Source organism: Aeromonas sp. AE23HZ002T15, from assembly GCF_054165525.2.
In genome coordinates this window covers 3,383,948-3,409,412 of the sequence record NZ_CM201342.1, presented here as the reverse complement: position 1 = coordinate 3,409,412, position 25,465 = coordinate 3,383,948, and the positions used below count along the sequence as shown (strand labels likewise).

The window sequence follows — 25,465 nt, the reverse complement described above, 5'->3', positions numbered from 1 at the left end:
GGGTAGCATGCCGGCCATGAGTCAGTCAGCTCCAGTTCAGCAAAGCGCTGTAGCATGCCGCCTGATTTCAGTCAGCTCTGGTTCAGCTAACACGCGGGGCTGACTCACCGCATTACATCTATTCCACGGAGTCTACCGATGCGTAATCCCATCCTGCTGGGCCTGGGCCTGCTGGTCGCCAATGCCGCGCACGCCGATCTGGGCGCCATTCCCAAGGAGTCCGGCTGGTCCGGTTTCCTGCTCGGCGGCGTCACCGCCAGCAGCCACGAATCCAACTTCTACGCCGGCGGAGACAGCAAGAGCCGCATCGACAACCTGGGCTCCCCCGAGAGCGAGAGCGAGCTGGCGCCGCTGATCAATGCCGACATCCGCTACACCTTCGCCGATACCCGCACCCAGGTCTTCCTCGGCAACCTCATCCAGGACGCGGTGCGTTTCGACTTCACCCAGCAGTTCGGGATCCGTCAGGAGATGGGAGACAAGGGCATAGTGGCCGGCTCCCTGGTGTTCAACGTCATGCCGGTCGAGCTGTGGAGCGACCCGTACGCCACCGGTGTGGATCGCAGCTCCACCGATGCCAAGTCGAAAGGGGTGCGTTTTGCCTGGGACAAGATCTGGGGCAGCAACTTCAACGGCAGCATCACCACCCGCGAGGTGGAACTGGACGAGGAACACAGCGGTCAGCAGTACGATCAGCGCCACGGCACCAGCTATGCCCCCGTGCTAAATCGCAACGGCAAGATCCACGACATGGAGCTCTCCTACCAGTGGCATTTCGGCAATGGCCAGGTGCTGGAGCCCGCCATCCTCTACAAGCAGGCCAAGCTCGATGGCAGCGCCGAGAGCTTCAAGAACACCGGCCTGCAGCTGACCTATGCCAAGCGCGGTCCCCAGTGGTCCTTCGTCAGCAACGGCTATCTGGGCAAGCGTGACTACGACGAGGTGAACCCCCTCTTCGGCCAGCGCGCCGATGCCAACGAGATGGTTCTGACCGGCACCTTCTTCTGGCACAGCCTGCTGGGGATCAAGGATCTCACCGGCGTCATCACAGCCTCCTACAACCAGGCCGACTCCGACATCGACTTCTACGACACCCGGACCAGCGCCCTCAGCACTGGCCTGCTCTACAACTTCTAAGCCAGTATCCACGCTAAAAACAAGGCCACCTCAGGGTGGCCTTGTTGTCTTCGCCGGTCTCTTACAGACCGAGGGAGTTCAGCAGATCGTCGTGATCGTTGCTGGCGGGGACGGCAGCCGGGGCCGGCTTGGCCGCCGCCTGCTTGGCCTGGGCGATCAGCTCGTCCGGATCGACCTCCTCCTGCACCCCGCCATCATGGATCCGGATAAACTCCGTCTTGTCCATGGCCAGCTCCAGATAGAAGATGTTGTTGCTGGCGGTGAAGAAGGTGACCCGGCGGGTCTCCGGGTTGTCGAGGTTGGTGTCCACACTCAGCATCACCTGCTTGTTCAGGGCCAGCATCTTGGGCTGGTTCTGGGTGATGTGGGTCTGCAACTCGCGGCCCACCTTGCCGGTGAAGCTGCCGACGATCTGGTTCATCAGCTCGCCCATGACGTTGCTCACCTCGTCGGCCGTGTGGGAGATGGCAAGATCTTCTTTCGATAGCCCCATGCTCAGCATGTAACTCTGGTACAGCTCCATGGCCGCCGCCGCGGAGAAGTTGATCACCACCAGCCCGGAGAAGCCGCCGTCGAACAGCACGAAGCAGCCGATGTCGGGCTTGAGGCAGGTCTTGCTGATCCGCTGCACCATGCCGGAGAAGCGCACCTGGCTCTGGCTCGCCGCACTCAATACGCTCGTCACCGAATTGCACAGGCTCAGCAGCACATCCTCTGTGGTCAATACGGCGTCATCCTCGGATCTTGTCACTATCATGGAACCTTCCTGCTGAATCGAAAAATGGGGTTGTCGCTCTCATCACCCATGTCAGCACAGGGCGAAGCCTCGCCCTAGCACATCAGATGATCCCGACATCAAAATCGCGAGCCGCCTCTCAGTTGAGCTGTTTGTCAGCCTTGAAACGGGGCGAATCCACTCAGGGTGGCCAAGCGGGCTCGCCAGTTATCGGCCTCCCGCTGCAAATCTTGCGCACTATATGGCACGGCGGGGTGGGCTCCCCAGATGGGGCCTGGCCAGGCGGCATCCGTTCCGAAACGGGCCACATGGTGCAGATGCAACTGGGGAACCAGGTTGCCGAGCGCCGCCACGTTGATCTTGTCGGGACTGAGCGCCTGCTCCATCAAGGCGGCGACGGCGCAGGACTCCTGCATCAGCTGTTGCTGCTGGGCCGGCGGCAGATGGTGGATCTCCCGCAAGTTGGCGATGCGCGGCACCAGGATGAGCCAGGGATACTGACTGTCTTTGGCGAGCAGGACGCGGCAGAGGGGCAGATCCCCGAGGGACTGGGTATCCGCCAGCAGGCGGGGATGCAGTTCGAACATTCGGAACCTCGAAGCGGGCAGATCGGATGAGCCGCCCACGTTACTGCAACCGGGGACAAACTTAAAGGCGGGGAACGGCCCAACCGATGAAACGCTTGCGAAGCTCGGGGTCCGCCTGCAGGAAGAGCCGCTGCAACTGGCCCTCCAGCTCGCTGGCCGGCACGGCCGGCGCCTGGACCGAAGTTTGGGTCGGGGCCACCGCGGCCGTGACTGCCACAGCCGTGGCCCCCACTACGCCTGTCGTCAGCACCGCCTTGCCCCTACCGCGGTTGTACTCCGCCAGCCGGGCTGGCCAGTCCATGCCGATCTGCACCCCGTTGACCACCAGCTCGTCCTGTGCCAGGGCGACGGCCTGATCCCCCCCTTGCAGGCGTACCAGGGGCTCCCTGGCGTAGCGTTCCATTCCCGCCTCATCCCCGGGGGCGTGCCCCAGCAGTCGCAGGGACTGGCCGCTGGCCTCGTAGCGAATGACCTGGGGCTCGGAGCGGATCACCTTGTCGTTGTCGCTGCTGGTGCGGCTCGGGATCACCCCCTCAAAACGCACCAGCAGTTGCTGTGTGCCGTCCGCCAGCACGGCACGGCGCTCGTCCTGCACCTTACCGGCACTCACCGCCAGGATCTGGAAATCCTCCGGTACCTCGACCCTGACCTCGGCCTGCGCTGCGCCGCCGCACAGCAGCATGATCCCAACCCACACCTGATGACGCTTCATTCCCTGCCTCTCTTGAATCGCGATGATGGCGCAGGGTAGCAGCCGGATATGACAGAAAAATAACGGCCCGGCATCGGCTCACCGGAGCAGATAGTGGGGACGTTCGGCGAACCACTGGGCCAGCACCTGCTTGAACAGGCGGATCTTGCGCGGCACCCGCCGCTGTTGGGCGTGCAGTACATGCAGCGGGTGCAACCCGGTCTGCCACTCGTCCAGCACGGCCACCAGCTCCCCCCGGGCCAGGCTGGCCTCCACCAGCATCAGGGGGCACTTGGCGAAGCCCATGCCTGAGCGTGCCAGTTGTAACAGGGTGCTGTAGTGATTGGCCCGCACCTTGCCCTGCACCGGGATCAGCGCCTCCTCCCCGCCCCGACGAAACAGCCACTGCTCCCAGGCGGGATTATGATCCTGCAGCAGGCAGGTGCGACCCACCAGCTCATAGGGGCTGGAGGGCGCCCCTTCCCGCGCCAGCAGGGCGGGACTGGCCACCACCACATCCTTCAAGCGGCCGAGGGGCAGCGCCACCAGGTTGTCCGGCACCTGGCTCATGGCCCGCAGGGCGATGTCGTTCTCCCCCTGGCTCATGTCGATCATGGCGTTGGTGAAGTTGAGCTCCACCTCCACCCCGGGGCAGAGCGCGGCGAAGCGGCCGAGCAGCTCGCTCACCATGCGATCGCCGGTGCTGACCGGACAGGTGAAGCGCAGTCGGCCGCTGTCCTCCTCGGTCAAGGCCTGGATCTCCTGCTCCGCCTGCTGGGCCAGGGCGAAGATCTGACCCGCCTGCAGATAGAGGGTCTTGCCCGCCTCCGTCAGGCTGAGACGGCGGGTGGTGCGCTGCAACAGTTGGGCGTTGAGAGATGCCTCCAGCGCGCTGACATGGCGGCTCAGCATTCCCTTGCTCACCTCGAGCGCCTCGGCGGCGGCGGAGAAACTGCCCTGCTTGACCACCTCATAGAAGCTGGCCAGGTGGGTGATGTCCATTTATTAGCTCCAATATGGAAACAATACGTTCATATTAAGCGCTTTTTCTTCTGTTTGTGGCGACTAGAATCATCAATATCCCAAACAGGAGTGTCCAAGATGAAAATCGTAATTGTGGGTGCCTCCGGCACCGTCGGATCCGCCGTCAGCGAACTGCTCGCCCGGGATCATCAAGTGATCCGGGTAGGCCACAGCCAGGGCGACGCCCTGGTCGACATGACGGACGGCGCCTCCATCGCCGCCCTGTTTGAGGGCACAGGACGGTTCGATGCCCTGGTGGTCGCCAGCGGCAACGTCGCCTTCGCCCCCTTCCCCGAGATGACGGACGAGCAGTGGCAAACAGGGCTCGAGAGCAAGCTGATGGGCCAGATCCGGTTGGTTCGCGCCGCCATCCCGCATCTCAACGACGGCGGCTCCATCACCCTCATCAGCGGTATACTGAGCGAGGAGCCCATCAACTGGGGGGTCAGCGCCAGTACCATCAACGGCGCCATCGAGCACTTCGTGCGGGCCGCCGCCTGCGAGCTGCCGCGGGGCTTGCGCATCAACGTGGTCAGTCCGACCGTGCTGGAGGAGTCCATGGACAAGTACGCCGACTTCTTCCCGGGCTTCGTACCCGTGCCCGCCACCCGGGTGGCCCAGGCCTACAAGAAGTCCGTGCTGGGGGTGCAGAGCGGCCAGGTGTTCAGGGTCAACGGCTGACTCGAGAGCAGCGCCAGAGAATGAAAACGGGCCCCGCGATGGGGCCCGTTTGTGTTGGTGTCACGGACGGGATCCGCAGCCTGCCGCCAGCAAACGTTTGTTTTTCGGCGACAAAGAAAACAGCGATCAGTCGATCAGGCCGTATTGCTCGCGCAGGACTGCGATGATCTCCTGCTTCGGGTTGGCGCTGCGTACCAGCGGGTGACCGATGACCTTCTCGGCGATCCCCACATAGGTGTGGGAGATGTCCATCATCACCTCGGTGGGCAGCTTGTTGTCCCGGGCCAGGGCGAAGCGTTCCGGCATGCGGTTCTTGTTGAGCAGTATGTCGGGATCCGGGAAGTGGTTCAGCAGCCACTGGCGGAACCCTTCCTTGGACTTCTCGACGATCTGCCCCTCCCGCAGGGCGGCGCCGTCCCAGATGCGGGAACTGTCCGGGGTACCCACTTCATCCATGTAGATGAGCTTCTCGTTGCCGGCGGCGTCCTGGACGTAGCCAAACTCGAACTTGGTGTCGACGAAGACCTGATCCCGTTCGGCCAGGGCCTCGCTTATCACGGCAAAGCCTTCCTTGAGCAGCGCCTCGTAGCGGTCGATGTCCGCCGGGGAGCGGAAACCGAAGGCCTGATGGTGGCGCTCCAGATCGGCGCGGGAGACGTTGACGTCGTCGGCCTCAGGCACCCCTTCCAGCCCCTTGAGGATCCCCTTGGTGGAGGGGGTGATGAGGATCTCTGGCAGCTTCTGATCCTTCTTCAGCCCTTCCGGCAGGCGGATGCCGCAGAAGTCGCGCTCGCCGTCCTGGTAGGCACGCCACATGGAGCCTGTGATGTACTGGCGGGCGATGGCCTCGATCATCACGGGACGGGCCTTTTGCACTATCCAGACGAAGGGATGAGGGATGTCCAGGATGTGGCTGTCCGCCAGACCCTTCTCCTTGAACAGCTTGAACCAGTGGCTGGAGATGGCGTTGAGGGCCGCCCCCTTGCCCGGCACCCCGTTCAACCCGTTCACCCCCTGCCAGATGCAGTCGAAGGCGGAGATGCGGTCGCTGATCACCATGATGGCGAGCGGCGCATCGGCCGGCACATCATAGCCTTTCTCCCGGATGAGGCGGGCGCTGTCGGCCTGGGTCAGCCAGTAGACGCTGCGCACTTTGCCGGAATGGACGGGTTTATCGGTGCGGATCGGCAAATCGTCGTTCACTGCCAATACTTGATCTGCAAGACTCATGATGGGTAACACTTCCTGTTGTGGGCGTAATAACATAGGGGCGCAAGGCCCCTTGACTAGCGGGATCCATGTAACAAAACAGGGGCACTGGGCCCCTGTTTTCATTCTGCTTTTGCGGCTGCCTGATCGGCCTGGCCCTTGGCGAATGCCTCGGACAGGCTGATGTACATCTGGGAGATGACCCCGGATGCCACCGGTTTCTTGTCCTTGTCGAACAGGGTGATGGAGGTCTTGCCCCCCGCCATTTCCCCGAGCTGGAAGCGGTACTTGTCTTCCTCCAGCTTGAACGGCTCGGCGCCCTTGGCCTTCCAGAAATCGGCGCCCGGCTCGTCATACTCGACGTCGATCCAGCCGAGGGACTGCTGGGTGTCCTTGATGGTGAAGCCGTAGCCCGGCAGCACCTGGTTCAGGCGTCGCCATACCTGCTCGAAGGAGGCGTCCACGATCCAGGCGCTCAGATCGTTGTTGTCCAGACCCAGTTCCATGCCCATGCCATCGCTGCTCTTGTGCTGTTCGCGAGCCTTGAGCTGCTTGTCGTAGTAGAGGGAGAACTGGTTCAGGGCCCGGGTCGCGTAGCGCTGGGCATCGGCGGTGGTCAGCTCCTTGCTGGTCTCGCCGTCTATGGTCTCTTCGTGATCCAGCACCCGTACCGACATGTTGACGGCGTGGCGCTGGGTGTCGTTGCGAAGGGTGAACTGGTAGCGCTGGCGAATGCTGAAGTCATCGTCATCTTCGCCCCAGCCATCGAGGGCGGCGGTGTTGTCAAACCAGCCGGTCTGCAGCACGCCGGCCTGCTGATCCAGCTTCTCGGTGGTCACCTTGTGCTGCGCTAGGAAGTTCATCAGGAAGGCCCAGGTGTCGCGCTCCACGCTCTGGCTGGTGCTGAGGGCATAGAAGGCCAGGGTCGGCTCGCCGGGGTTGGCGGTGGTCACTATCTGGCTGCCGGGCACCACGGTCAGCAGCTGGGCCGGCGGGCGCACGTCGACCTTGGCGCCGATGGCTCCCTCACGGCTGCTCTCGGGCAGGGCCGGGATGTCGAAATTGCTGTTAAAGGCGGGGGCACTCAAACCGGCAGGCACGAGGAAGGCACGCCCTTCGAGGCGGCTCTCTTCATACTCGAAACCACGGTTGGCCATCTTGCGATCCTGGGGTGAGCTACAGGCTGCCAACACGGCAACGGTCGCCACACTCAGCACCAGACGCGCTGCATTTCCCTTTCCATTTGCTTTAAACACTCGCCATCAACTCCGCAGTCGTCAGTGCTCGCGCCATCGCCTGTTCGCCCTCTGGGGTGAGGTCGGTCAGCGGCAGACGCAAGGTCGCCGTCGCCATCAATCCCAGCTGGACACAGGCCCACTTCACCGGGATGGGACTCGGTTCGCAGAACAGAGTCTGATGCAACGGCATCAATCGATTGTTGATGTCATGAGCCCGCCCGGCATCACCGGCCAGCGCAGCACGACACATGTCGGCCATCTGGGCCGCCGCAATGTTGGTAGTGACGGAGATGACTCCATCGCCCCCTTGCAGCATAAAATCACAACCACTGGCATCATCGCCACTATAAAGCGCAAACTCCGGCCCGCACAGTTCACGCAGCAGCGGGGTCCGGCCAAGATCACCGGTGGCCTCTTTCAGGCCGATGATCCCCGGCACCCTGGCCAGCCTGGCCACGGTCTCCGGTTTGAGATCGCAGCAGGTGCGACCGGGCACATTATAGAGAATTTGGGGCAGACCACTAGCCTCGGCGATCGCACAATAGTGACGATAGAGACCTTCCTGGGTGGGCTTGTTGTAATAGGGAGTCACCGAGAGACCCGCCACCACGCCACTGTCGGCGAAGCGCTTGGAGAGCGCGATGGCATGGGCCGTGTTGTTGGAGCCGCAACCGGCGATGACGGGAATGCGGCCGGCGGCGAATGCCACGGTTTTTTCCACAACGGCGATGTGTTCCGCCTCGCTCAGGGTGACCGATTCCCCCGTAGTGCCCACCGCAACGATGGCACTGGTACCGGCGCCGACGTGGTAATCGACCAGGGCCGCCAGACTGGACCAGTCGACTTCACCCGAGGCCAGCATGGGGGTAACGAGCGCAACAATACTACCGCGTAACATGGATTTTTCTCCCGATTTTCAGGGGCGTTATGGTAAAGCTGCCCCCTTTGAAAAACAAGGGAGGCAAGGGACAAGCCGTGTTACCATCCGGCCTAAAAATGATGCAGGAGAGCAGGACATGGCGAGGGATTCGACGGCCATGCCCACCCAGGACGCTCGCTGCCACCGCATTCGCAATAATGGACGAGAGACGATTTATGACTCATTACCTGGTCGTAACGGCCATCGGCACGGACAGGCCTGGCATCGTCAATGAGGTTACCCGCCACGTCAGTGGCTGCGGTTGCAACATTGTCGACAGCCGTCTTGGCATTTTTGGTAACGAATTTACCTTCATCATGCTGCTGTCCGGTGACTGGAACAGCCTGATGCAACTCGAGATAAGCCTGCCGCTGCGCAGCCAGGAGTGGGATCTCATCACCATGATGAAGCGCACCGAGCGCCACCACTCCCTGCAATACGACATCAGCGCCAGCGCCGATGTGCTGATCCGGGATCAGCCCGGCATCGTCAGCCAGTGCACCCAGTTCTTCAGCGATCACGGCTGGGATATCCAGGCCATGCAGACCGTCACCCTTGAACAACAGCCATTCAACTTGCTCAAGGCGAGCTTTCAGCTGAATCTGGCCAAGCAGGGGGAAGAGGCAGGATCCAAGACGGCCTTCGCCGACTTCTGTCGTGAGCTCGGGGCCGAGTCCTTCGAATTTCTCGTCAACCACAAATACGCCTGAGGGCGCTTATCCGAGGAGATCCCATGCAACCCTTACAAGCCGGTACCCAGGCCCCCGACTTTTCCCTGCCCGATCAGGACGGCAACCCGGTCAGCCTCTCTTCCCTGCGCGGCAAGAAGGTCCTCATCTATTTCTACCCCAAGGCGATGACCCCGGGTTGCGCCACCCAGGCCTGCGGCCTGCGGGACGTCAACGCCGAACTGGCCGCCCGGGGTGTGGTGGTGCTCGGCATCAGCCCGGATCCGGCCAAGCGCCTCAAGAAGTTCGAGGAGCGCGACAGCCTGAACTTCCGCCTGCTGGCGGACGAGGATCATGCGGTTGCCGATGCGTTCGGCGTCTGGGGCCCGAAGAAGTTCATGGGCAAGGAGTATGACGGCATCCACCGCCTGAGCTTCCTCATCGATGAGGAGGGCAAGGTCAGCCATCGCTTCGACAAGTTCAAGACCAGCGATCACCACCAGGTGGTGCTCGACCTGGTGCAAGGCCAATCCGCTGAGGCTTGAATCACCCACACTGGGGAGAGATGGATGAAAAGAGGGCCTGCAGATGCAGGCCCTCTTGGTTCGTGCGCTTCGTCTTCGAGAAGCCGTCTTTTATCAGACAGGGGCGAGCGGTTGGCTACCCCGTCCCGCCTGCTGACCCAGGGCCGCGGCGGGATCATTTTCGATGGTTTGCACCCTGTGAGGTGCCTTGGTGGTGGGTCCTCTGGCATGGGCCAAATGACGCTTCCATTCTTGCCGACCCGCCCCAAAATGCAAGCCGTGCCGGCGACAATTAATTAACCAACCCGGGTTAACGCCAGCGCCCTCTGCCCCGCTTTTCTCGCCAACCTCCCCTGCCAGATCAAAAAATTCATCCTGAATATGGGTTAACGTGGCCCCAGATTCATTTTCCAGTGAGACAGCCCATGAACATGAGCCATACCGAACGCCTGATCCTGAGCAATCAGTACGAGATCCTGGCCAAACTCAATCCGGAAAAGGCCGCGTTTTACCAGCGGGCCAGTACCATAGTCGAGCGGGGCTACTGCCTGCAGATCCTCGAGCTGGAGAAGAGCTTCGGCCACCTGGATCTGGCCACCTGTCAGGAGGTGATCGACACCCTGGAGATGCATCACGCCCTGGCCATCTCCTGGGGCAATCTGGACGCCGCCGCCCAAGCCGAGATCAACGCCAGCCGGCTAACCTTCAACGGTTACAGCCGCAGCCAGGAGCGGGAGCTGGCGGACTATGTCTGCTTCCTGCTGGAAGTGGACAAGCGCTTCCCCGAGCTGCCCTGCCCCTGCGACGAGCTCTCCAGCGACATCGCCATGCGCGACAAGTACCAGCGCATGCTGGCGGCCTGGCGTCAGTGCCCCCGTCAGTACAAGCTCTCCATCCAGGAGATCGGCAAGGTGCTGGCGGCCTGAGGCCAGACACGACAAAGGCGCCCATGGGCGCCTTTTGGCAATGATGAAACCTCATTCGCAGAGGCCGGGTCTATCCCCTTACCGGGTTAACGCCCTCACTCGTAGAGGAAGGATTTGTCCAACTGTTTGAAGGCGGCGTTGAGGGTATCGGCCAGCTCCTCGTAACGAGGCTGCGCCACCAGCTGACGGCGACCCCCCTGCTCGTTCATCTTGCCGTTGATCTCCCGATACCAGCTGGCGAGTGAGGGTGGCAGCCGGGTGCCGGCACGCTGGCCGAGCCAGTAGTAGCCTTGCAGGGGCAAGCTGAGCAGGAAGAACACGGACGCCATGACGGAGGGCCAGTAGTGCTGCTCGCCGAACTGGAATTGCACCATGACGCTGAGCACGGCGAGGGCCGGAATGATCTTGAGGGCGAACTCGGTCGCCTTGATCACCCTGTTCTCCGGAAACATGGAATTAAGCTCGGGACGGCGCGGCCAAAGAGTCATATAATGACGGCCTTGCTGTAATTTAGTTCCAAAAATGTTCATGCTCATGCTACCTCCGAGCTCTTTTTGAACGCATTAACGGCAAAACCTCGACATTTTTTGAGGAGCAATAACAAAGGTTGAGGATACTTTGTTATTTTTCAACAATCAGGTTATCCTTTGTACGCCCATTTTTACGTCGGCGCACCGCCGCTGGCCTGTCAGGGACGTCTGGATTTCGGGTCTTGTATCACTATACAAGGGGCAAGCAACAGATTGCCAACCCTCATAAGGATAAGTTGAAAGTTTTTGGACGCACCGCGTCCGGCGCATCCTCCAACCCAACCCAATCTGCGATAGGATTTATTCATGAGTAAGCTGGTTCTTGTTCTTAACTGTGGCAGCTCGTCCCTGAAGTTTGCTGTCATCGACGCAACCACCGGTGATGATCTGCTGTCCGGCCTGGCCGAGTGCTTCAACCTCGACGATGCCCGCATCAAGTGGAAGCTGAATGGTGAGAAAGGCAACGCCGATCTGGGTGCCGGTGCCGCCCACCAGGAAGCGCTGGACTTCATCGTTCACAAGATCCTGCCGCTCAACCCGGAACTGTCCAAGAACCTGATCGCCATCGGCCACCGCGTGGTACACGGCGGCGAGCGCTTCACCTCCTCCGTGCGCATCTGCGACGACGTGATCGCCGGCATCGAAGCCGCCATTCCGTACGCGCCGCTGCACAACCCGGCTCACCTGATCGGCATCCGTGCCGCGCTGAAGGTATTCCCGGAGCTGGCCGAGAAGAACGTGGCCGTGTTCGACACCGCCTTCCACCAGACCATGCCGGAAGAGGCCTTCCTGTACGCCCTGCCGTACAAGCTCTACAAAGAGAACGGCATCCGTCGCTACGGCGCCCACGGCACCAGCCACTACTACATCAGCCTGGAAGCCGCCAAGCAGCTGAACAAGCCGGTTGAAGAGCTGAACATCATCAACTGCCACCTGGGCAACGGCGGCTCCGTCTGTGCCATCAAGAACGGCCAGTCCGTCGACACCTCCATGGGTCTGACCCCGCTGGAAGGCCTGGTGATGGGTACCCGTTCCGGTGATCTGGATCCGGCCATCATCTTCTTCCTGCACGACAAGCTGGGCATGAGCGTGGCCGAGATCAACACCATGCTGACCAAGGAGTCCGGTCTGCAGGGCCTGACCGAAGTCACCTCCGACTGCCGTTTCGTGGAAGACAACTACGACAGCAAGGAAGAAGCCAAGCGCGCCATGGACGTGTACTGCTACCGTCTGGCCAAGTACATCGGCGCCTACGCCGCCGCCATGGACGGTCGCCTGGATGCCGTGGTCTTCACCGGTGGCATCGGCGAGAACTCCGCCCCGATCCGTGAGATCACCCTGAACAAGCTGGGCCTGCTGGGCTTCGACGTCGACCACGACGCGAACCTGAAGGCACGCTTCGGCAAGGGTGGCGAGATCACCAAGGCTGGCTCCACCAAGGCCCTGGTCATCCCGACCAACGAAGAGTGGGTCATCGCCCACGACGCGCTGGAACTGGTCGGCGCATAATTTAGCTGTAGAGCAAGGCCGCCCAAGGGCGGCCTTTTCCTGATCCCAAAAATGAACAAGGGGTAATAAGTGGCACGCACTATTATGCTCATCCCGGTCGGCACTGGTGTCGGCGTAACCTCCGTGAGTCTTGGCGTCGTTCGCGCCATGGAACGTCACGGCGTCAATGTCAGCTTCTTCAAACCGGTGGCTCAGCCGCGTCCGGGTGAAACCGGTGCCGAGCGCTCCACCGCCGTGATCCGCGCCGCCGCCAACATCAACCCGCCAGAGCCGTTCACCCTCTCCTACGCCGAGAACATGATCACCTCCAGCAACACCGACATCCTGCTGGAAGAGATCGTGGCGCGCTTCGAAGAGCACGTGAAGACCAGCGGTGCCGAGGTGGTGGTGATCGAAGGCCTGGTGCCGACCGACAAGCAGCCGTTCGCCAACAAGCTGAACTATGACGTCGCCAAGGCGCTGGACGCCGACATGGTGTTCGTGACCCACCCGGGCAACGACTCCAGCCAGAAGCTGAAAGAGCGCATCGAGCTGGCCTGCTCCAACTTCGGTGGCGTCAGCAACCCGCGCATCGTGGGCTGCGTCATCAACAAGGTCGGCGCACCGGTTGACGAGCACGGCGTGACCCGCCCCGATCTGACCGAGATGTTCGAGGCCCACCACCAGGGCTCTGACAGCGGCCACAACCTGGAAGTGCTGCAGGTATTCGGCAAGAGCCCGCTGCGCATCCTGGGCTGCATTCCCTGGAACACCCAGCTGATCGCCCCGCGCGCCAAGGATCTCGCCAAGCACCTGGCCGCCAAGATCATCAACAAGGGTGAGCTGGACAGTCGCCGCCTGCAGACCGTGACCTTCTGCGCCCGCTCCATCCACAACATGATCGAGCACTTCCGTCCGGGCAGCCTGCTGGTGACCTCCGGCGACCGTTCCGACGTCATCGTCTCCGCCTGCCTGTCCGCCATGAACGGCGTCAAGCTGGGCGCCCTGCTGCTGACCGGCAACTACCATCCGGAGCCGCAGGTGATGGCCCTGTGCCAACAGGCCATGGCCACCGGCCTGCCGATCATGATCACCGGCACCAACACCTGGCAGACCGCCGTCAGCCTGCAGAACTTCAACGTCGACATCCCGGAAGATGACCGCGAGCGTATCGAGCTGGTGCAGGACTATGTGGCCGGCCACATCGACAAGCACTGGATCGAGTCCCTGACCGTCAGCTCCACCCGTTCCCGTCGCCTGAGCCCGCCGGCGTTCCGCTACCAGCTGACCGAGCTGGCCCGTCAGGCCAACAAGCGCGTCGTGCTGCCGGAAGGGGAAGAGCCGCGCACCATCAAGGCTGCCGCCATCTGTGCCGAGCGCGGCATCGCCCGCCCGGTGCTGCTGGGCAACCCGGAAGAGATCCGCCGCGTCGCCGAACAACAGGGCGTGGTGCTGACCGACCGCGTCGAGATCATCGATCCGCTGGAAGTGCGCGAGCGCTACGTGGCCCGCCTGGTCGAGCTGCGCAAGAGCAAGGGCATGACCGAAGTGGTCGCCCGCGAGCAGCTGGAAGACAACGTGGTGCTGGGCACCATGATGCTGGAGCGCAACGAAGTCGACGGTCTGGTATCCGGCGCCGTGCACACCACCGCCAACACCATTCGTCCGCCGATGCAGATCATCAAGACTGCCCCGGGTTCTTCCCTGATCTCCTCCATCTTCTTTATGCTGCTACCGGATCAGGTGCTGGTGTATGGCGACTGCGCCATCAACCCGGACCCGAGCGCCGAACAGCTGGCCGAGATCGCCATCCAGTCCGCCGACTCCGCTGCCGCCTTCGGCATCGAGCCGCGTGTGGCCATGATCTCCTACTCCACCGGCACCTCCGGCGCCGGTGCCGACGTAGAGAAGGTGCGCGAGGCGACCGAGCTGGCCAAGGCCAAGCGCCCCGACCTCATCATCGACGGCCCGCTGCAGTACGATGCGGCCATCATGGAGAACGTGGCCAAGTCCAAGGCACCGAACTCCCCGGTAGCGGGCAAGGCCACCGTGTTCGTGTTCCCGGACCTGAACACCGGCAACACCACCTACAAGGCGGTACAGCGTTCCGCGGATCTGGTCTCTATCGGCCCCATGCTGCAAGGCATGCGCAAGCCGGTCAACGACCTGTCCCGTGGCGCCCTGGTGGACGACATCGTCTACACCATCGCCCTGACCGGTATCCAGGCAGCCCAGGCCGAGTAATCGACCTCAGCCCTGAGACCTCAAAAACCCGCCAGCTGGCGGGTTTTTTTATGGGCATGCAACTGCATGTTGATCCGCGAGATCAAATCCGGATCCCGCCGGGATCCTGCCTGCTCCCGCCAGGGCTCAGCGGACAAGGGGCCAGCGATAAGCAAACGCTCACACCCTCGTCAAGGAATTGTGCAAATGCGATCCAGCCAGGATCAAATTGAAATATCTCTTTAAGATCAGCCAGCTAACGCCAGACACACCGCTAATCTACAGAGTTTTCCACAGCTTTTGTGGATAGTTTACCGATCATTTGAAAGAAAATGACAGTTCCGGTCAGCCCCCTCCCTTCCCGAGTGAGCATGACAAAAGGGCTCCGAAGAGCCCTTTTTAATAGCCATCTAAATCCCCGCACTATCAGGGGCGCAATGACTTGTCCGCCCGGGAGATGCCGCAGACACCGGAGCGCACCACTTCGACGATCTCGTTGGTCTGGGCCGCGGTCTTGATGAAGGCGTCCAGCTTCTCGCTGGTGCCCACCAGCTGCACCGTGTAGAGCTCGGGGGTGACGTCGACGATCTGGCCACGGAAGATATCCGCCAGCCGTTTCAGTTCGTCACGACCCCCGCCGGCGGCGCGGGCCTTGACCAGGGCGATCTCCCGCTCGATGTGCTCCCCTTCACTGAGGTCGCACACCTTGAGCACGTCCACCAGCTTGTGCAGCTGCTTCTGGATCTGCTCAAGCACCCGCTCGTCCCCCATGGTGACGATGGTCATGCGCGACAGGGTGGGATCCTCGGTGGGGGCCACCGTCAGGGTCTCGATGTTGTAGCCGCGTTGGGAGAAGAGACCCACCACACGGCTCAGGGCGCCGGACTCGTTCTCCAGCAGTACTGAAATGATGTGTCTCATCAGGTTCTCTCCGTCTTGCTCAGCCACATCTCATCGTTGTTGGAACCAAACTTGAGCTCCATGAGTACGACCGAAATAATGTGTCCCATCGTCAGGTCCTCTCCGTCTTGCTCAGCCACATCTCATCCATGGCACCGAACTTTATCTGCATGGGATAGACGTGCTCGTCCGGATCGACCGAGATGTCCATGAACACCAGCCTGTCCTTCATGGCAAACGCCTTCTCCATGGCACTCTCCAACTCGGCGGGATCGCTCACCGCGATGCCGACGTGGCCATAGGCCTCCGCCAGCTTGACGAAGTCCGGCAGGGATTCCATGTAGGAGTGGCTGTGGCGGCCGCCGTAGAACATCTTCTGCCACTGCTTGACCATGCCGAGGGCACGGTTGTTGATGGAGATGATCTTGATGGGCACCCCGTACTGCATGCAGGTGGAGAGCTCCTGGATGTTCATCTGCACCGAGCCGTCACCGGTCACGCAGCAGACCACAGCGTCCGGGTTCGCGAACTGGGCGCCCATGGCGGCCGGAATGCCGAAGCCCATGGTGCCGAGACCACCGGAGTTGATCCACTGGCGCGGCTTGGCAAAGGGATAGTACAGGGCCGCAAACATCTGGTGCTGACCCACGTCGGAGGCGACGAAGGCCTCCCCCTTGGTCACCCTGTAGAGTGCCTCTATGACCTGCTGGGGCTTGATCAGGTTGGGAGAGGTCTCGTAGGCCAGACAGTGGCGGGAACGCCACTGGCCGATCTGCTCCCACCACTCGGCCAGCTCCTGCTTGTCGTTGTCGAAGCCACACTCGCGGATCACCTCCAGCATCTGCTCCAACACGGTTTCCACCGAGCCGACGATGGGCACATGGGCCTGCACCGTCTTGGAGATGGAGGTGGGATCGATGTCGATGTGCACGACGGTCGCGTTGGGACAGAACTTGGCCACGTTGTTGGTGACGCGGTCGTCGAAGCGGGCACCCACGGCGAAGATGAGATCCGCGTTGTGCATGGTCTTGTTCGCTTCGAAGGTGCCGTGCATGCCGAGCATGCCGATGAACTGTGGGTGAGTGCCGGGGAAGGCCCCCAGCCCCATCAGGGTGGTGGTCACCGGCAGGTTCAGCAGCTCCGCCAGCTTGGTCACCAGGTGATCCGCGTTGGCGTTGATGGCGCCGCCCCCCACGTACATGACGGGGCGCTTTGCCTCCACCAGCAGCTTGGCGGCCCGCTTGATCTGGCCCTTGTGTCCGGCCTTGGTCGGATTGTAGGAGCGCAGGGAGACGGACTCCGGATACTGGTAGGGGAATTTCTCTTTCGGGTTCTGCACGTCTTTGGGCAGATCCACCACCACGGGCCCCGGGCGGCCACTGGCGGCGATGTAGTAGGCCTTCTTGATGGCCTCCGGGATCTCGCTGGCCTTCTTGCACAGGAAGCTGTGCTTCACCACAGGACGGGAGATGCCGATCATGTCGGTCTCCTGGAAGGCATCTTCCCCGATCATGCTGGTCGGTACCTGGCCGGACAGGATCACCAGGGGGATCGAGTCCATGTAGGCGGTGGCGATACCGGTAATGCAGTTGGTGGCACCGGGCCCCGAGGTCACCAGCACGGTTCCCACCTTGCCGGTGGAACGGGCGTAACCGTCAGCCATATGCACGGCGGCTTGCTCGTGCCGCACCAGGACATGCTCCATCTTGCCGTTTTCGAAGAGAGCGTCGTAGATGTCGAGCACTGAGCCACCTGGGTAGCCGAATACGTGTTCAACCCCCTGATCTTCCAGCGCTCTAACCACCATCTGGGCGCCTGATAACATCTCCATGATAAAGCCCTCCAGGCTTTGCTCCGTTAAGCGAAAGCTATCGACAGTCCGCTGCTTCCCGGCAACGCCGGTCCGTGTGTTTATGGTTGTCTGAATACGGGCCAGGCGAGTACGGAGTCGTCGATAGTAGAAAAATCGGTTTTTTCCATCATCCACCCGAAAATAGGGTGAAAAAACAACTTAACCCGCCCGTGAACGCTTGTCCACGGCTTTGTCTGGCCGCACCAGTCATAAATTTCAAACAGTCATTAACATTCAGTTACTTGCCCATGGCGATGGGAAGAAAGCGACGATGGTGGGGAGAAAGGCAGTGGAACATGCTGAAAACAAAGCGGTATCCAGAAATAAATGGCCCACCGCAGCGGGTGGGCCTGTCAACTTGGCGCGGATTCACTGGTCCTGTTCGGGCTCCACCAGCCAGATCTGCTGATCCGGATCCGTCTCCTCGCACACCGAGATACTGACCCCCATGTCGAGCAGTTCGTGCAGTGTGAGATTGTCCGCCAGATTCATGGTATCGCCGTTCTCATTGGTAAAGCGCATGTTGTCCGTCCTCTCCGTGATGGGATCATCTCAGTCTAGTCAAAGGCACTGAGTTGCGATAACCAGGGGCGGGGCAGCGCCGGGCCGACGGTCAGCTCGCTCAGCCGATCGCACACCTCCTCCGGGAAGAGGGTGCGGGCCCAGAGCCTGCGGGAGAGAGAGTCGATCCTCTCCCCGGCCCCCGCCGCCAGCCAGTCTGCCAGCTCCCCCGCCACATCCGGATAGCGGATGGCCCCGGGGGATGGCGCCTCCAGCCAGCTGCGCACCCCGTTGGCATCGAGCGTCTCCATCAACTGGGCCAGCCCCATCAGCTCCAGAGTCTTGCCGTTGGTGAGCTGCTCGAACTGACCGCCAAGGGGTTTTACCAGCAACTTCTTGCCAAGGGAGAGCGCCTCGGACGCCAGCTCGAAACCGGCGTTGGTGATGACGCCACGACAGCCCGCCAGCGCCTGCTTGAAGCCCTCCCGCGCCTGGGGTTCGAACTGGATGTTGCGCCACTGGCTGGGAGTACGGATAGCCGGGTGGAAGCAGACGAACCGCTGCTGGTTGAAGCGCGACAGCAAGGCGGCTATCTGCTCGGTCAGCTCGAAGGGGAGATACACCAGTATCTGCTGATTGTCTTGAGCCAGCGGGATGGGATCTATGATGGGGGGTAGCAGGGGCTGACCGAAGTGAAACCAGTGGAGCCCGAGTGACTGCCCGACCGGTGCGAAATGGTTCATCAGCTGGCGGTTGAAGCCGCTCTCCCCCCAGCGCGGGATGGCCCATTCGAAGCTTGCCTGATGGCTGATGGTGAGGCTGGGTTTGCCCCAGCGGCGGGCGGAATGGGCGCTGAGGGGCTCGAAGTCGCTGATCACCAGATCATAATCCCGGCAGTCCAGCGCCCGCATGTCCCGCCAGAAGCGCAGTGGCGAGAGCCCCTTGAGGGTACGCCAGCCCGAGATGCGCCCCCCGTGGCTGACGAAGGTGATGCCGGGGAAGGTGCGATAGTCCCCGAACTCGGCCATCTCGAAGTAGCCGTCGACAGGGCGGCCACTGAACAGGTAATCGACCTCGATGCCGCGGGTGGCCAAGGCGCGGGCCAGGGTGCGGCTGCGACTGATGTGACCGTTGCCGGTCCCCTGTACCCCGAACAGTATCTTCATGTCTGACTCCAGTTAAGGGCCCAGAGTGCGCAGCCACTGCCGAGCAGGGCGCCGGCCACCAGATCGCTGAGATAATGCACCCCGAGCAGCAGGCGGGAGGCCCCCACCAGGATGGCCCAGGTGAACAGCAAGGGGGCCCAGAGCGGGAAACTCACGGCCAGCACGGTCGCCATCAGGAAGGCGGCGGCGGTATGGCCGGAGGGCAGGCTGTAGCGATCGGACGGGGTGATGAAGACCGGCAGCCCCACCGGGCGCTGGCGCCTCAGGGCATTCTTGAGCAGCAGATAGAGCGGCAGTTCGAGGGCAAACGCCAGCAGTGCCATGAGCACCGCCTCGCGCTCGACCTCCCCCTGCCACCAGAGCAGGGCCGCCAGCACGGCGTAGAGCGGGCCGTCACCGGTACGGGAGATGAGCCGACTGATCCTGGCTTGCGAGCGGTTGTAGGGATGGAGCAGACAGACACGGCACACCTGCAGGTCCCATTGCTGGATCTTGTTCATCACGCCCCCTTTCCCTTGTGTCTTCAAGACAGGCTAGGGCGGCGCAATGACAGTTCGTTGAAGGGCAGATAACAGATTTGTGAAAAACGCGATGAAAAAAGGGCCGAACGGCCCTTTTTAGTGATTCATGTGCAACCGACGGCGATCAGTTCAGGGCGCCGCGCAGCCCGTTTTCCATCAGCTGGCAGTTGTGGGCGGCCAGTCGGCTCATGAAACGCTCGTCCACGGTCAGGCCGAACACCTGCTCGTAGAGATCCTTCATCACGAAGGGCTGCCACATCATGCTGAGGAAGGAGATCTTCAGCATCTCGGGATCCAGGTTGTCACCGAGCTGACCATTGGACTTCATGGATTCCAGCAGGGCGTCGAACTGGGGCAGCTGGCGTTCCAGCAGACGGCTCAGCACAAAATCCCGTCCCGGACTCTTTTCGGTGGACAAGGCGCTGGAGATGGCGGAAGTCAGCTCGCTGTTCGGCGCCATCACCTGATAGTAGGTGTTGAGCAGATCGTTGAGACTGCGGCTGCTGGTCTCGTCGTGCCAGGCCTGATCCAGCGGCTCCGCCACATCTCCCAGCACGGCCTTGTAGAGGCCCTCTTTGCTGCCGAAGTAGTAGTGGATCATCGCCAGATTGGAACCGGCCAGCTCGGCGATCTCGCGGGTCGTCACCTTGCTGTAGGGAGTGTTGAGAAAACGCTCACGGGCAGCGGCAAGCAGCTTGTCACGAATGTCGGAGCGTCCAACCGGACGGCCAGGTCTGCGTTTTTCCATGGGATACCTCAGATAATTCAGCGAAGGCTGATAAGTCGATCTGAATCGTGTGGATGATCGAGTACAGCAGGAATGACCAGATAATCAGGCATGGACCGAATATGGGACAAGGAAATTTGCACTCCTTTACAATCCGATTAAATAACCCAGTGAATTGAACCTGTGGGTTCGAGTTGACACAGCATAAAAATCTCGATATTGGTAGAAGCGTTATCGACTGGAAGGATTGAGTCATCATGCATTTTGCCGCTCAGCTACTACTGCTTTCCCTAATCGCGACTCGTCGCGCGGGATCCTTGTAGCCGGGCTAAGGCATAGCCGGAATTTACAAAAACCCGTGCACCCCGCACGGGTTTTTTTATGCCACGCGGGATGCACGCACCGAACTTAGGAAGAGGGAAGTCACATGTCAGATCGCGTCATCATATTCGATACCACCTTGCGTGATGGTGAGCAGGCCCTGTCGGCCAGCCTGACGGTCAAGGAGAAGCTGCAGGTTGCCCAGGCGCTGGAGCGCCTCGGCGTCGACGTCATGGAAGTGGGCTTCCCCGTCTCCTCCCCCGGCGACTTCCTCTCGGTGCAGACCATAGCCCGCCACATCAAGAACAGCCGGGTCTGCGCCCTGGCCCGCGCCCTGCCCAAGGACATAGACGCCGCCGGCGAGGCCTTGAAAGTCGCCGAAGCCTTCCGCATCCATACCTTTATCTCCACCTCCTCCATCCACGTCGAGAGCAAGCTGAAGAAGAGCTTCGAGGACGTGCTGGAGATGGGTATCGGCGCGGTCAAGCATGCCCGCCGCTACACGGACGACGTGGAGTTCTCCTGCGAGGACGCCGGCCGCACCCCCATCGATAACCTCTGCCGCATGGTGGAAGCCTCCATCAAGGCCGGCGCCCGCACCATCAACATCCCGGACACCGTCGGCTACACGGTGCCGACCGAGTTCTCCGGCATCATCCAGACCCTGTTCAACCGGGTGCCGAATATCGATCAGGCCATCATCTCGGTGCATTGCCACGACGATCTCGGCCTGTCGGTGGCGAACTCTATCGGCGCCGTGCAGATGGGGGCCCGCCAGATCGAGTGCACCATCAACGGCATCGGTGAGCGGGCGGGCAACTGCTCCCTGGAAGAGGTGGCAATGATCCTGAAGACCCGCGCCGACCTGCTGGGGGTGCACACCAACATTCGCCACAACGAGATCCACCGCACCAGCACCTTGGTGAGCCAGATCTGCAATATGCCGGTACAGCCGAACAAGGCCATCGTCGGTGCCAATGCCTTCTCCCACAGCTCCGGCATCCACCAGGACGGCGTGCTCAAGGCCAAGAACACCTACGAGATCATCACCCCGGAGAGCATTGGCCTCACCCAGAACAGCCTGAACATGACCTCCCGCTCCGGCCGCCACGTCATCAAGCACCGCATGGAGTCCATGGGCTACGCCGAGAGCAGCTATGACCTGGACAACCTCTACGAGAAATTCCTGACCCTGGCGGACAAGAAGGGTCAGGTGTTCGATTACGATCTCGAGGCGCTCGCCTTCTTCAGTCAGATCCACGAAGAGCCCGAGCACTTCAAGCTGGAATACCTCGGGGTGCAGAGCGGCAGCTCGGTGCTGGCCACCGCCTCGGTGAAACTGAAGGTGGGGCAGGAGATCATCAGCGAGGCCGCCACCGGCAATGGCCCCGTGGATGCGGTCTACCAGTGCATCAACCGCATCACGGGCTATGAGATCCGCATCGACAAGTACGAACTCAAGGGCAAGGGGGAAGGCAAGAACGCCCTCGGCCAAGTGGACATAGTCGCCGAGTACAAGGGTCGCAAGTTCCACGGCATGGGGCTCGCCACCGACATCATCGAATCCTCGGCCCAGGCCCTGGTCCACGTGATCAACAGCATCTGGCGCGCCGACATGGTGGCCGAGCAGATGGGACAGAAGAACAGCATCAAAACGGAAACCGTCTGAGCAGAGCGCTGAACGGATGGAACCCCGGAATATCGACACGGAAAAAGACTGAGCCGCTGGAGCTCACACACAACATCAGGACGGAGACAGTATGAGCAGTTATCGGATCGCAGTATTGCCGGGTGACGGCATTGGCCCGGAAGTGATGGCCGAGGCCGTCAAGGTGCTGGAAAAGGTGCAGGCCAAGTTTGGTTTCTCCCTCGACTACGACCGCCACGACGTGGGCGGCATCGCCATCGACAACCATGGTACCCCTTTGCCCCAGAGCACCATAGCGGGCTGCGAAGCGGCCGATGCGGTGCTGTTTGGCTCGGTGGGCGGCCCCAAGTGGGAGCATCTGCCACCGAACGATCAGCCGGAGCGCGGCGCCCTGCTGCCTTTGCGCGCCCACTTCAAGCTGTTCTGCAACCTGCGCCCGGCCCGCATCTACACCGGCCTCGAGCAGTTCTCCCCCCTGCGTGCCGACATCTCGGATCGGGGCTTCGACATCGCCTGCGTGCGGGAGCTGACCGGCGGCATCTACTTCGGCCAGCCCAAGGGGCGCGAGGGGGAAGGCCCGACCGAGAAGGCATTCGACACCGAGGTCTATCACCGCTATGAGATCGAGCGCATCGCCAAGATAGCGTTCGAATCCGCCCGGGTGCGCAAGGCCAAGGTCACCTCCATCGACAAGGCCAACGTGCTCGCCTCCTCCATCCTGTGGCGCGAGGTGGTGACCCAGGTCGCCAAGTCCTACCCGGACGTAGCCCTCAACCACATGTACATCGACAACGCCACCATGCAGCTCATCAAGGATCCGTCCCAGTTCGACGTGCTGCTCTGCTCCAACCTATTCGGCGACATCCTCTCCGACGAGTGCGCCATGATCACCGGCTCCATGGGGCTGCTGCCCTCCGCCAGCCTGAACGAATCCGGCTTCGGCCTGTTCGAACCAGCCGGTGGCTCGGCGCCGGACATCGCCGGCAAGGGCATTGCGAACCCCATCGCCCAGATCCTCTCCGCCGCCCTGATGCTGCGCTACAGCTTAGGTCAAGAGGACGCCGCCAAGGCCATCGAGCAGGCCGTGGCCCAGACCCTGGCCGAGGGTTACTTCACCGCCGATCTGCATCAGGCGAGTGCCCAGCACCCGGTGCAGAGCACCGCCGCCATGGGCGATCAGATAGCCGCGCGCATCTGAAGACATCCAAGAATTAAGGAAGAGAGCAATGTCAAAGACCCTCTATCAGAAAGTGTTCGACGCCCACGTGGTCCGTGAAGTGGAGGGGGAGACCCCCCTCATCTACATCGATCGCCACCTGGTGCACGAAGTGACCAGCCCGCAGGCGTTCGACGGCCTGCGCGCCATGAACCGCCAGCTGCGCCGCCCGGATCTCACCTGGGCCACCATGGATCACAACGTCTCCACCACCACCAAGGACATCGCCGCCTCCGGCGAGATGGCCCGCATCCAGATGGAGACGCTGGCCGCCAACTGCAAGGAGTTCGGGGTTCGCCTCTACGACCTGAACCACCAGTATCAGGGCATAGTCCACGTGATGGGCCCAGAGCTCGGCATCACCTTGCCCGGCACCACCATCGTCTGCGGCGACTCCCACACCGCCACCCACGGCGCCTTCGGGTCGCTGGCGTTCGGCATCGGCACCTCGGAAGTGGAACACGTGATGGCCACCCAGACCCTGAAACAGGGCCGCGCCAAGACCATGCGCATCAGCGTCAACGGCAAGCTGGCCGACGGCATCAGCGCGAAAGACGTGGTGCTCGCCATCATAGGCAAGGTCGGTCACGCCGGCGGCACCGGCTACGTGGTGGAGTTCGCAGGGGATGCCATCGCCAGCCTCTCCATGGAAGGGCGCATGACGGTGTGCAACATGGCCATCGAGCTCGGCGCCAAGGCGGGCATGATAGCCCCCGACCAGACCACCATCGACTACATCCGCGGCAAGGTGTTCGCCCCCGAGGGTGAGGCACTGGCGCAGGCTATCGCCTACTGGCAGACCCTCAAGAGTGACGAGGGCGCGACCTTCGACGCCGAAGTGGTGCTCGACGCCGCCGACATCGCCCCTCAGGTCACCTGGGGCACCAACCCGGGCCAGGTGATCGCCGTGAACGATCCCATCCCGGATCCAGACTCCTTCGCCGATCTGATGGAGCAGCAGTCCGCCCGCAAGGCCCTGGCCTACATGGATCTGCAACCGGGCCAGAAACTCAGCGACGTCGCCATCGACAAGGTATTCATCGGCTCTTGTACCAACAGCCGCATCGAGGACCTGCGCGCCGCCGCCGCCATCGCCCGTGGCCGCAAGGTCGCCGCCGGGGTTCAGGCTCTGGTGGTACCGGGTTCCGAGCAGGTGAAGGCCCAGGCCGAGGCCGAGGGGCTGGACAAGATCTTCATCGAGGCGGGCTTTGAATGGCGTCTGCCCGGCTGCTCCATGTGCCTGGCCATGAACAACGACCGGCTGCAACCGGGGGAGCGCTGCGCCTCCACCAGCAACCGCAACTTCGAGGGTCGTCAGGGCCGTGCCGGTCGCACCCATCTGGTGAGCCCGGCCATGGCCGCCGCCGCCGCCGTCACCGGTCACTTTGCCGATATTCGTGCGCTGTAATTACGAGGAGAACGAGATGACAGGCTTCAAGCAACATAAAGGGATCGCCGTCCCCCTCGACAGCGTCAACGTCGACACCGACGCCATCATTCCCAAGCAGTTCCTGCAGAAGGTGAACCGCATCGGCTTTGGCAAGCACCTGTTCCACGACTGGCGCTTCCTGGATGATGCGGGCCAGCAGCCGAACCCGGAGTTCGTGCTGAACCAGCCGCGCTACGCGGGGGCCAGCATCTTGCTGGCGCGGGAGAACTTCGGCTGCGGGTCGAGCCGTGAGCACGCCCCCTGGGCGCTGGCGGATTACGGCTTCAAGACCATCATCGCCCCGAGCTTCGCCGATATCTTCTACGGCAACGCCATCAACAACGGTCTGGTGCCGGTACGTTTGAAGGACGAAGAGGTGGAGGCCCTGTTCTTGCTGGTCAGCGCCAACACTGGCCAGCAGATCGAGGTGGATCTGGAGGCGAACCAGGTGCGCGCAGGCAAGCTCAGCTTCGGTTTCGAGATCGACGAGTTCCGCCGCTACTGCCTGCTCAACGGGCTGGATGCCATCGGCCTGACCCTGCAACACGAGGCGGCCATCGGCGCCTTCGAGGCGAAGCAGCCCGGCTGGATCTAAACGACCCGA

At 62.0% G+C, this 25,465-nt stretch carries 25 protein-coding genes; 11 read left to right on the top strand and 14 right to left on the bottom strand.

All coding sequences use genetic code 11. The annotated features are described in order from the left end of the window. The first annotated feature begins 138 nt into the window (after nucleotides 1-138). On the top strand, nucleotides 139-1,137 hold the full coding sequence (locus tag ACT5M9_RS16000; RefSeq protein ID WP_457980477.1) for a DUF2860 family protein: 999 nt from the start codon (nucleotides 139-141) through the stop codon (nucleotides 1,135-1,137). A 61-nt stretch (nucleotides 1,138-1,198) separates the two neighbouring features. On the opposite strand, the gene ACT5M9_RS15995 is transcribed toward ACT5M9_RS16000, so the two are convergent. The 4 genes from ACT5M9_RS15995 to ACT5M9_RS15980 form a co-directional block, all read right to left on the bottom strand. Next, nucleotides 1,199-1,894, bottom strand: a complete 696-nt coding sequence (locus ACT5M9_RS15995; RefSeq protein ID WP_438550451.1) for a DUF3334 family protein — start codon at nucleotides 1,892-1,894, stop codon at nucleotides 1,199-1,201. Between the two features lie 134 nt (nucleotides 1,895-2,028). Beyond that, nucleotides 2,029-2,460 carry an HIT domain-containing protein gene (locus ACT5M9_RS15990; RefSeq protein WP_457980479.1) on the bottom strand — a complete coding sequence of 144 codons (432 nt, stop codon included), beginning with the start codon at nucleotides 2,458-2,460 and terminating at the stop codon, nucleotides 2,029-2,031. A 61-nt stretch (nucleotides 2,461-2,521) separates the two neighbouring features. Next, on the bottom strand, nucleotides 2,522-3,172 hold the full coding sequence (locus tag ACT5M9_RS15985; RefSeq protein ID WP_457980481.1) for a DUF2057 domain-containing protein: 651 nt from the start codon (nucleotides 3,170-3,172) through the stop codon (nucleotides 2,522-2,524). Nucleotides 3,173-3,250: 78 nt separating this feature from the next. After that, nucleotides 3,251-4,153 carry a LysR family transcriptional regulator gene (locus ACT5M9_RS15980; protein ID WP_457980482.1) on the bottom strand — a complete coding sequence of 301 codons (903 nt, stop codon included), beginning with the start codon at nucleotides 4,151-4,153 and terminating at the stop codon, nucleotides 3,251-3,253. Nucleotides 4,154-4,252: 99 nt separating this feature from the next. Here ACT5M9_RS15980 and ACT5M9_RS15975 point away from each other — a divergent pair, with 99 nt between their 5' ends. Continuing rightward, entirely contained in the window at nucleotides 4,253-4,855 is a 603-nt protein-coding gene (locus ACT5M9_RS15975; RefSeq protein ID WP_457980483.1) for a short chain dehydrogenase, read from the top strand. 126 nt (nucleotides 4,856-4,981) lie between these two features. Here the strand turns inward: ACT5M9_RS15975 and ACT5M9_RS15970 are convergent, their stop codons facing one another. From ACT5M9_RS15970 to dapA, 3 genes are all read right to left on the bottom strand, one after another. Continuing rightward, complete coding sequence (locus ACT5M9_RS15970) at nucleotides 4,982-6,085, bottom strand: phosphoribosylaminoimidazolesuccinocarboxamide synthase (RefSeq protein ID WP_457980485.1); 1,104 nt, start codon at nucleotides 6,083-6,085, stop codon at nucleotides 4,982-4,984. Between the two features lie 101 nt (nucleotides 6,086-6,186). Beyond that, nucleotides 6,187-7,320 (bottom strand): NlpB/DapX family lipoprotein, encoded by a 1,134-nt coding sequence (locus tag ACT5M9_RS15965; protein WP_457980487.1) that lies wholly within the window; start codon nucleotides 7,318-7,320, stop codon nucleotides 6,187-6,189. Further along, a complete protein-coding gene (dapA, locus tag ACT5M9_RS15960; protein WP_457980489.1) occupies nucleotides 7,313-8,200 on the bottom strand; it encodes a 4-hydroxy-tetrahydrodipicolinate synthase in 888 nt (295 codons plus the stop codon). The genes ACT5M9_RS15965 and dapA overlap by 8 nt, the downstream gene beginning before the upstream one ends. Before the next feature lie 197 nt (nucleotides 8,201-8,397). Between dapA and ACT5M9_RS15955 the strand changes: the two genes are divergently transcribed. The 3 genes from ACT5M9_RS15955 to ACT5M9_RS15945 all read left to right on the top strand — a co-directional run bounded on the left by ACT5M9_RS15955 (nucleotide 8,398) and on the right by ACT5M9_RS15945 (nucleotide 10,339). After that, nucleotides 8,398-8,931, top strand: a complete 534-nt coding sequence (locus tag ACT5M9_RS15955) for a glycine cleavage system transcriptional repressor (protein ID WP_457980491.1) — start codon at nucleotides 8,398-8,400, stop codon at nucleotides 8,929-8,931. Between the two features lie 23 nt (nucleotides 8,932-8,954). Continuing rightward, a complete protein-coding gene (bcp, locus tag ACT5M9_RS15950) occupies nucleotides 8,955-9,434 on the top strand; it encodes a thioredoxin-dependent thiol peroxidase (protein WP_457980493.1) in 480 nt (159 codons plus the stop codon). Between the two features lie 404 nt (nucleotides 9,435-9,838). Then, nucleotides 9,839-10,339, top strand: coding sequence for a YfbU family protein (locus tag ACT5M9_RS15945; RefSeq protein WP_457980495.1), 501 nt, complete (start codon nucleotides 9,839-9,841; stop codon nucleotides 10,337-10,339). A 95-nt stretch (nucleotides 10,340-10,434) separates the two neighbouring features. On the opposite strand, the gene yfbV is transcribed toward ACT5M9_RS15945, so the two are convergent. After that, entirely contained in the window at nucleotides 10,435-10,875 is a 441-nt protein-coding gene (yfbV, locus tag ACT5M9_RS15940; protein ID WP_457980496.1) for a terminus macrodomain insulation protein YfbV, read from the bottom strand. Nucleotides 10,876-11,175: 300 nt separating this feature from the next. Between yfbV and ACT5M9_RS15935 the strand changes: the two genes are divergently transcribed. Together ACT5M9_RS15935 and pta are read left to right on the top strand one after the other, a co-directional pair. Further along, nucleotides 11,176-12,378, top strand: coding sequence for an acetate kinase (locus ACT5M9_RS15935; protein WP_457980498.1), 1,203 nt, complete (start codon nucleotides 11,176-11,178; stop codon nucleotides 12,376-12,378). A 69-nt stretch (nucleotides 12,379-12,447) separates the two neighbouring features. Further along, on the top strand, nucleotides 12,448-14,601 hold the full coding sequence (gene pta / locus ACT5M9_RS15930) for a phosphate acetyltransferase (protein ID WP_457980500.1): 2,154 nt from the start codon (nucleotides 12,448-12,450) through the stop codon (nucleotides 14,599-14,601). A gap of 405 nt (nucleotides 14,602-15,006) precedes the next feature. Here pta and ilvN read toward each other — a convergent pair whose 3' ends face one another. From ilvN to ACT5M9_RS15900, 6 genes are all read right to left on the bottom strand, one after another. Continuing rightward, nucleotides 15,007-15,501, bottom strand: a complete 495-nt coding sequence (ilvN, locus tag ACT5M9_RS15925) for an acetolactate synthase small subunit (RefSeq protein WP_349921137.1) — start codon at nucleotides 15,499-15,501, stop codon at nucleotides 15,007-15,009. Nucleotides 15,502-15,592: 91 nt separating this feature from the next. Then, complete coding sequence (locus ACT5M9_RS15920) at nucleotides 15,593-17,311, bottom strand: acetolactate synthase 3 large subunit (protein ID WP_438550465.1); 1,719 nt, start codon at nucleotides 17,309-17,311, stop codon at nucleotides 15,593-15,595. A gap of 390 nt (nucleotides 17,312-17,701) precedes the next feature. After that, on the bottom strand, nucleotides 17,702-17,854 hold the full coding sequence (locus tag ACT5M9_RS15915; RefSeq protein WP_100858117.1) for a hypothetical protein: 153 nt from the start codon (nucleotides 17,852-17,854) through the stop codon (nucleotides 17,702-17,704). Nucleotides 17,855-17,889: 35 nt separating this feature from the next. Beyond that, nucleotides 17,890-18,999, bottom strand: coding sequence for an MJ1255/VC2487 family glycosyltransferase (locus ACT5M9_RS15910; RefSeq protein ID WP_457980503.1), 1,110 nt, complete (start codon nucleotides 18,997-18,999; stop codon nucleotides 17,890-17,892). Then, nucleotides 18,996-19,499: a phosphatase PAP2 family protein gene (locus ACT5M9_RS15905; protein ID WP_457980505.1), complete on the bottom strand. Its 504-nt coding sequence runs from the start codon at nucleotides 19,497-19,499 to the stop codon at nucleotides 18,996-18,998. Before ACT5M9_RS15905 ends, ACT5M9_RS15910 begins: the two co-directional genes overlap by 4 nt. A 145-nt stretch (nucleotides 19,500-19,644) precedes the next feature. Beyond that, nucleotides 19,645-20,268 carry a TetR/AcrR family transcriptional regulator gene (locus tag ACT5M9_RS15900; RefSeq protein WP_434665844.1) on the bottom strand — a complete coding sequence of 208 codons (624 nt, stop codon included), beginning with the start codon at nucleotides 20,266-20,268 and terminating at the stop codon, nucleotides 19,645-19,647. 406 nt (nucleotides 20,269-20,674) lie between these two features. On the opposite strand from ACT5M9_RS15900, the gene leuA reads away from it, so the two are divergent. The 4 genes from leuA (at nucleotide 20,675) to leuD (ending at nucleotide 25,456) form a co-directional block, all read left to right on the top strand. Continuing rightward, a complete protein-coding gene (leuA, locus tag ACT5M9_RS15895) occupies nucleotides 20,675-22,237 on the top strand; it encodes a 2-isopropylmalate synthase (protein ID WP_457980508.1) in 1,563 nt (520 codons plus the stop codon). A 91-nt stretch (nucleotides 22,238-22,328) separates the two neighbouring features. Beyond that, nucleotides 22,329-23,414 (top strand): 3-isopropylmalate dehydrogenase, encoded by a 1,086-nt coding sequence (gene leuB / locus ACT5M9_RS15890; RefSeq protein ID WP_457980509.1) that lies wholly within the window; start codon nucleotides 22,329-22,331, stop codon nucleotides 23,412-23,414. A 28-nt stretch (nucleotides 23,415-23,442) separates the two neighbouring features. After that, on the top strand, nucleotides 23,443-24,840 hold the full coding sequence (gene leuC / locus ACT5M9_RS15885) for a 3-isopropylmalate dehydratase large subunit (RefSeq protein ID WP_457980511.1): 1,398 nt from the start codon (nucleotides 23,443-23,445) through the stop codon (nucleotides 24,838-24,840). A gap of 16 nt (nucleotides 24,841-24,856) precedes the next feature. After that, nucleotides 24,857-25,456, top strand: coding sequence for a 3-isopropylmalate dehydratase small subunit (leuD, locus tag ACT5M9_RS15880; protein WP_457980513.1), 600 nt, complete (start codon nucleotides 24,857-24,859; stop codon nucleotides 25,454-25,456). Nucleotides 25,457-25,465 lie beyond the last annotated feature (9 nt).

Excerpts from the sequence above, each read along its gene's own strand:
- ACT5M9_RS16000 (WP_457980477.1), top strand. The coding sequence starts at position 139 with ATGCGTAATCCCATCCTGCTGGGCCTGGGCCTGCTGGTCGCCAATGCC.
- ACT5M9_RS15995 (WP_438550451.1), bottom strand. The coding sequence starts at position 1,894 with ATGATAGTGACAAGATCCGAGGATGACGCCGTATTGACCACAGAGGAT.
- ACT5M9_RS15990 (WP_457980479.1), bottom strand. The coding sequence starts at position 2,460 with ATGTTCGAACTGCATCCCCGCCTGCTGGCGGATACCCAGTCCCTCGGG.
- ACT5M9_RS15985 (WP_457980481.1), bottom strand. The coding sequence starts at position 3,172 with ATGAAGCGTCATCAGGTGTGGGTTGGGATCATGCTGCTGTGCGGCGGC.
- ACT5M9_RS15980 (WP_457980482.1), bottom strand. The coding sequence starts at position 4,153 with ATGGACATCACCCACCTGGCCAGCTTCTATGAGGTGGTCAAGCAGGGC.
- ACT5M9_RS15975 (WP_457980483.1), top strand. The coding sequence starts at position 4,253 with ATGAAAATCGTAATTGTGGGTGCCTCCGGCACCGTCGGATCCGCCGTC.
- ACT5M9_RS15970 (WP_457980485.1), bottom strand. The coding sequence starts at position 6,085 with ATGAGTCTTGCAGATCAAGTATTGGCAGTGAACGACGATTTGCCGATC.
- dapA (WP_457980489.1), bottom strand. The coding sequence starts at position 8,200 with ATGTTACGCGGTAGTATTGTTGCGCTCGTTACCCCCATGCTGGCCTCG.
- ACT5M9_RS15955 (WP_457980491.1), top strand. The coding sequence starts at position 8,398 with ATGACTCATTACCTGGTCGTAACGGCCATCGGCACGGACAGGCCTGGC.
- bcp (WP_457980493.1), top strand. The coding sequence starts at position 8,955 with ATGCAACCCTTACAAGCCGGTACCCAGGCCCCCGACTTTTCCCTGCCC.
- ACT5M9_RS15945 (WP_457980495.1), top strand. The coding sequence starts at position 9,839 with ATGAACATGAGCCATACCGAACGCCTGATCCTGAGCAATCAGTACGAG.
- yfbV (WP_457980496.1), bottom strand. The coding sequence starts at position 10,875 with ATGAGCATGAACATTTTTGGAACTAAATTACAGCAAGGCCGTCATTAT.
- ACT5M9_RS15935 (WP_457980498.1), top strand. The coding sequence starts at position 11,176 with ATGAGTAAGCTGGTTCTTGTTCTTAACTGTGGCAGCTCGTCCCTGAAG.
- ilvN (WP_349921137.1), bottom strand. The coding sequence starts at position 15,501 with ATGAGACACATCATTTCAGTACTGCTGGAGAACGAGTCCGGCGCCCTG.
- ACT5M9_RS15920 (WP_438550465.1), bottom strand. The coding sequence starts at position 17,311 with ATGGAGATGTTATCAGGCGCCCAGATGGTGGTTAGAGCGCTGGAAGAT.
- ACT5M9_RS15915 (WP_100858117.1), bottom strand. The coding sequence starts at position 17,854 with ATGCGCTTTACCAATGAGAACGGCGATACCATGAATCTGGCGGACAAT.
- ACT5M9_RS15910 (WP_457980503.1), bottom strand. The coding sequence starts at position 18,999 with ATGAAGATACTGTTCGGGGTACAGGGGACCGGCAACGGTCACATCAGT.
- ACT5M9_RS15905 (WP_457980505.1), bottom strand. The coding sequence starts at position 19,499 with ATGAACAAGATCCAGCAATGGGACCTGCAGGTGTGCCGTGTCTGTCTG.
- ACT5M9_RS15900 (WP_434665844.1), bottom strand. The coding sequence starts at position 20,268 with ATGGAAAAACGCAGACCTGGCCGTCCGGTTGGACGCTCCGACATTCGT.
- leuA (WP_457980508.1), top strand. The coding sequence starts at position 20,675 with ATGTCAGATCGCGTCATCATATTCGATACCACCTTGCGTGATGGTGAG.
- leuB (WP_457980509.1), top strand. The coding sequence starts at position 22,329 with ATGAGCAGTTATCGGATCGCAGTATTGCCGGGTGACGGCATTGGCCCG.
- leuC (WP_457980511.1), top strand. The coding sequence starts at position 23,443 with ATGTCAAAGACCCTCTATCAGAAAGTGTTCGACGCCCACGTGGTCCGT.
- leuD (WP_457980513.1), top strand. The coding sequence starts at position 24,857 with ATGACAGGCTTCAAGCAACATAAAGGGATCGCCGTCCCCCTCGACAGC.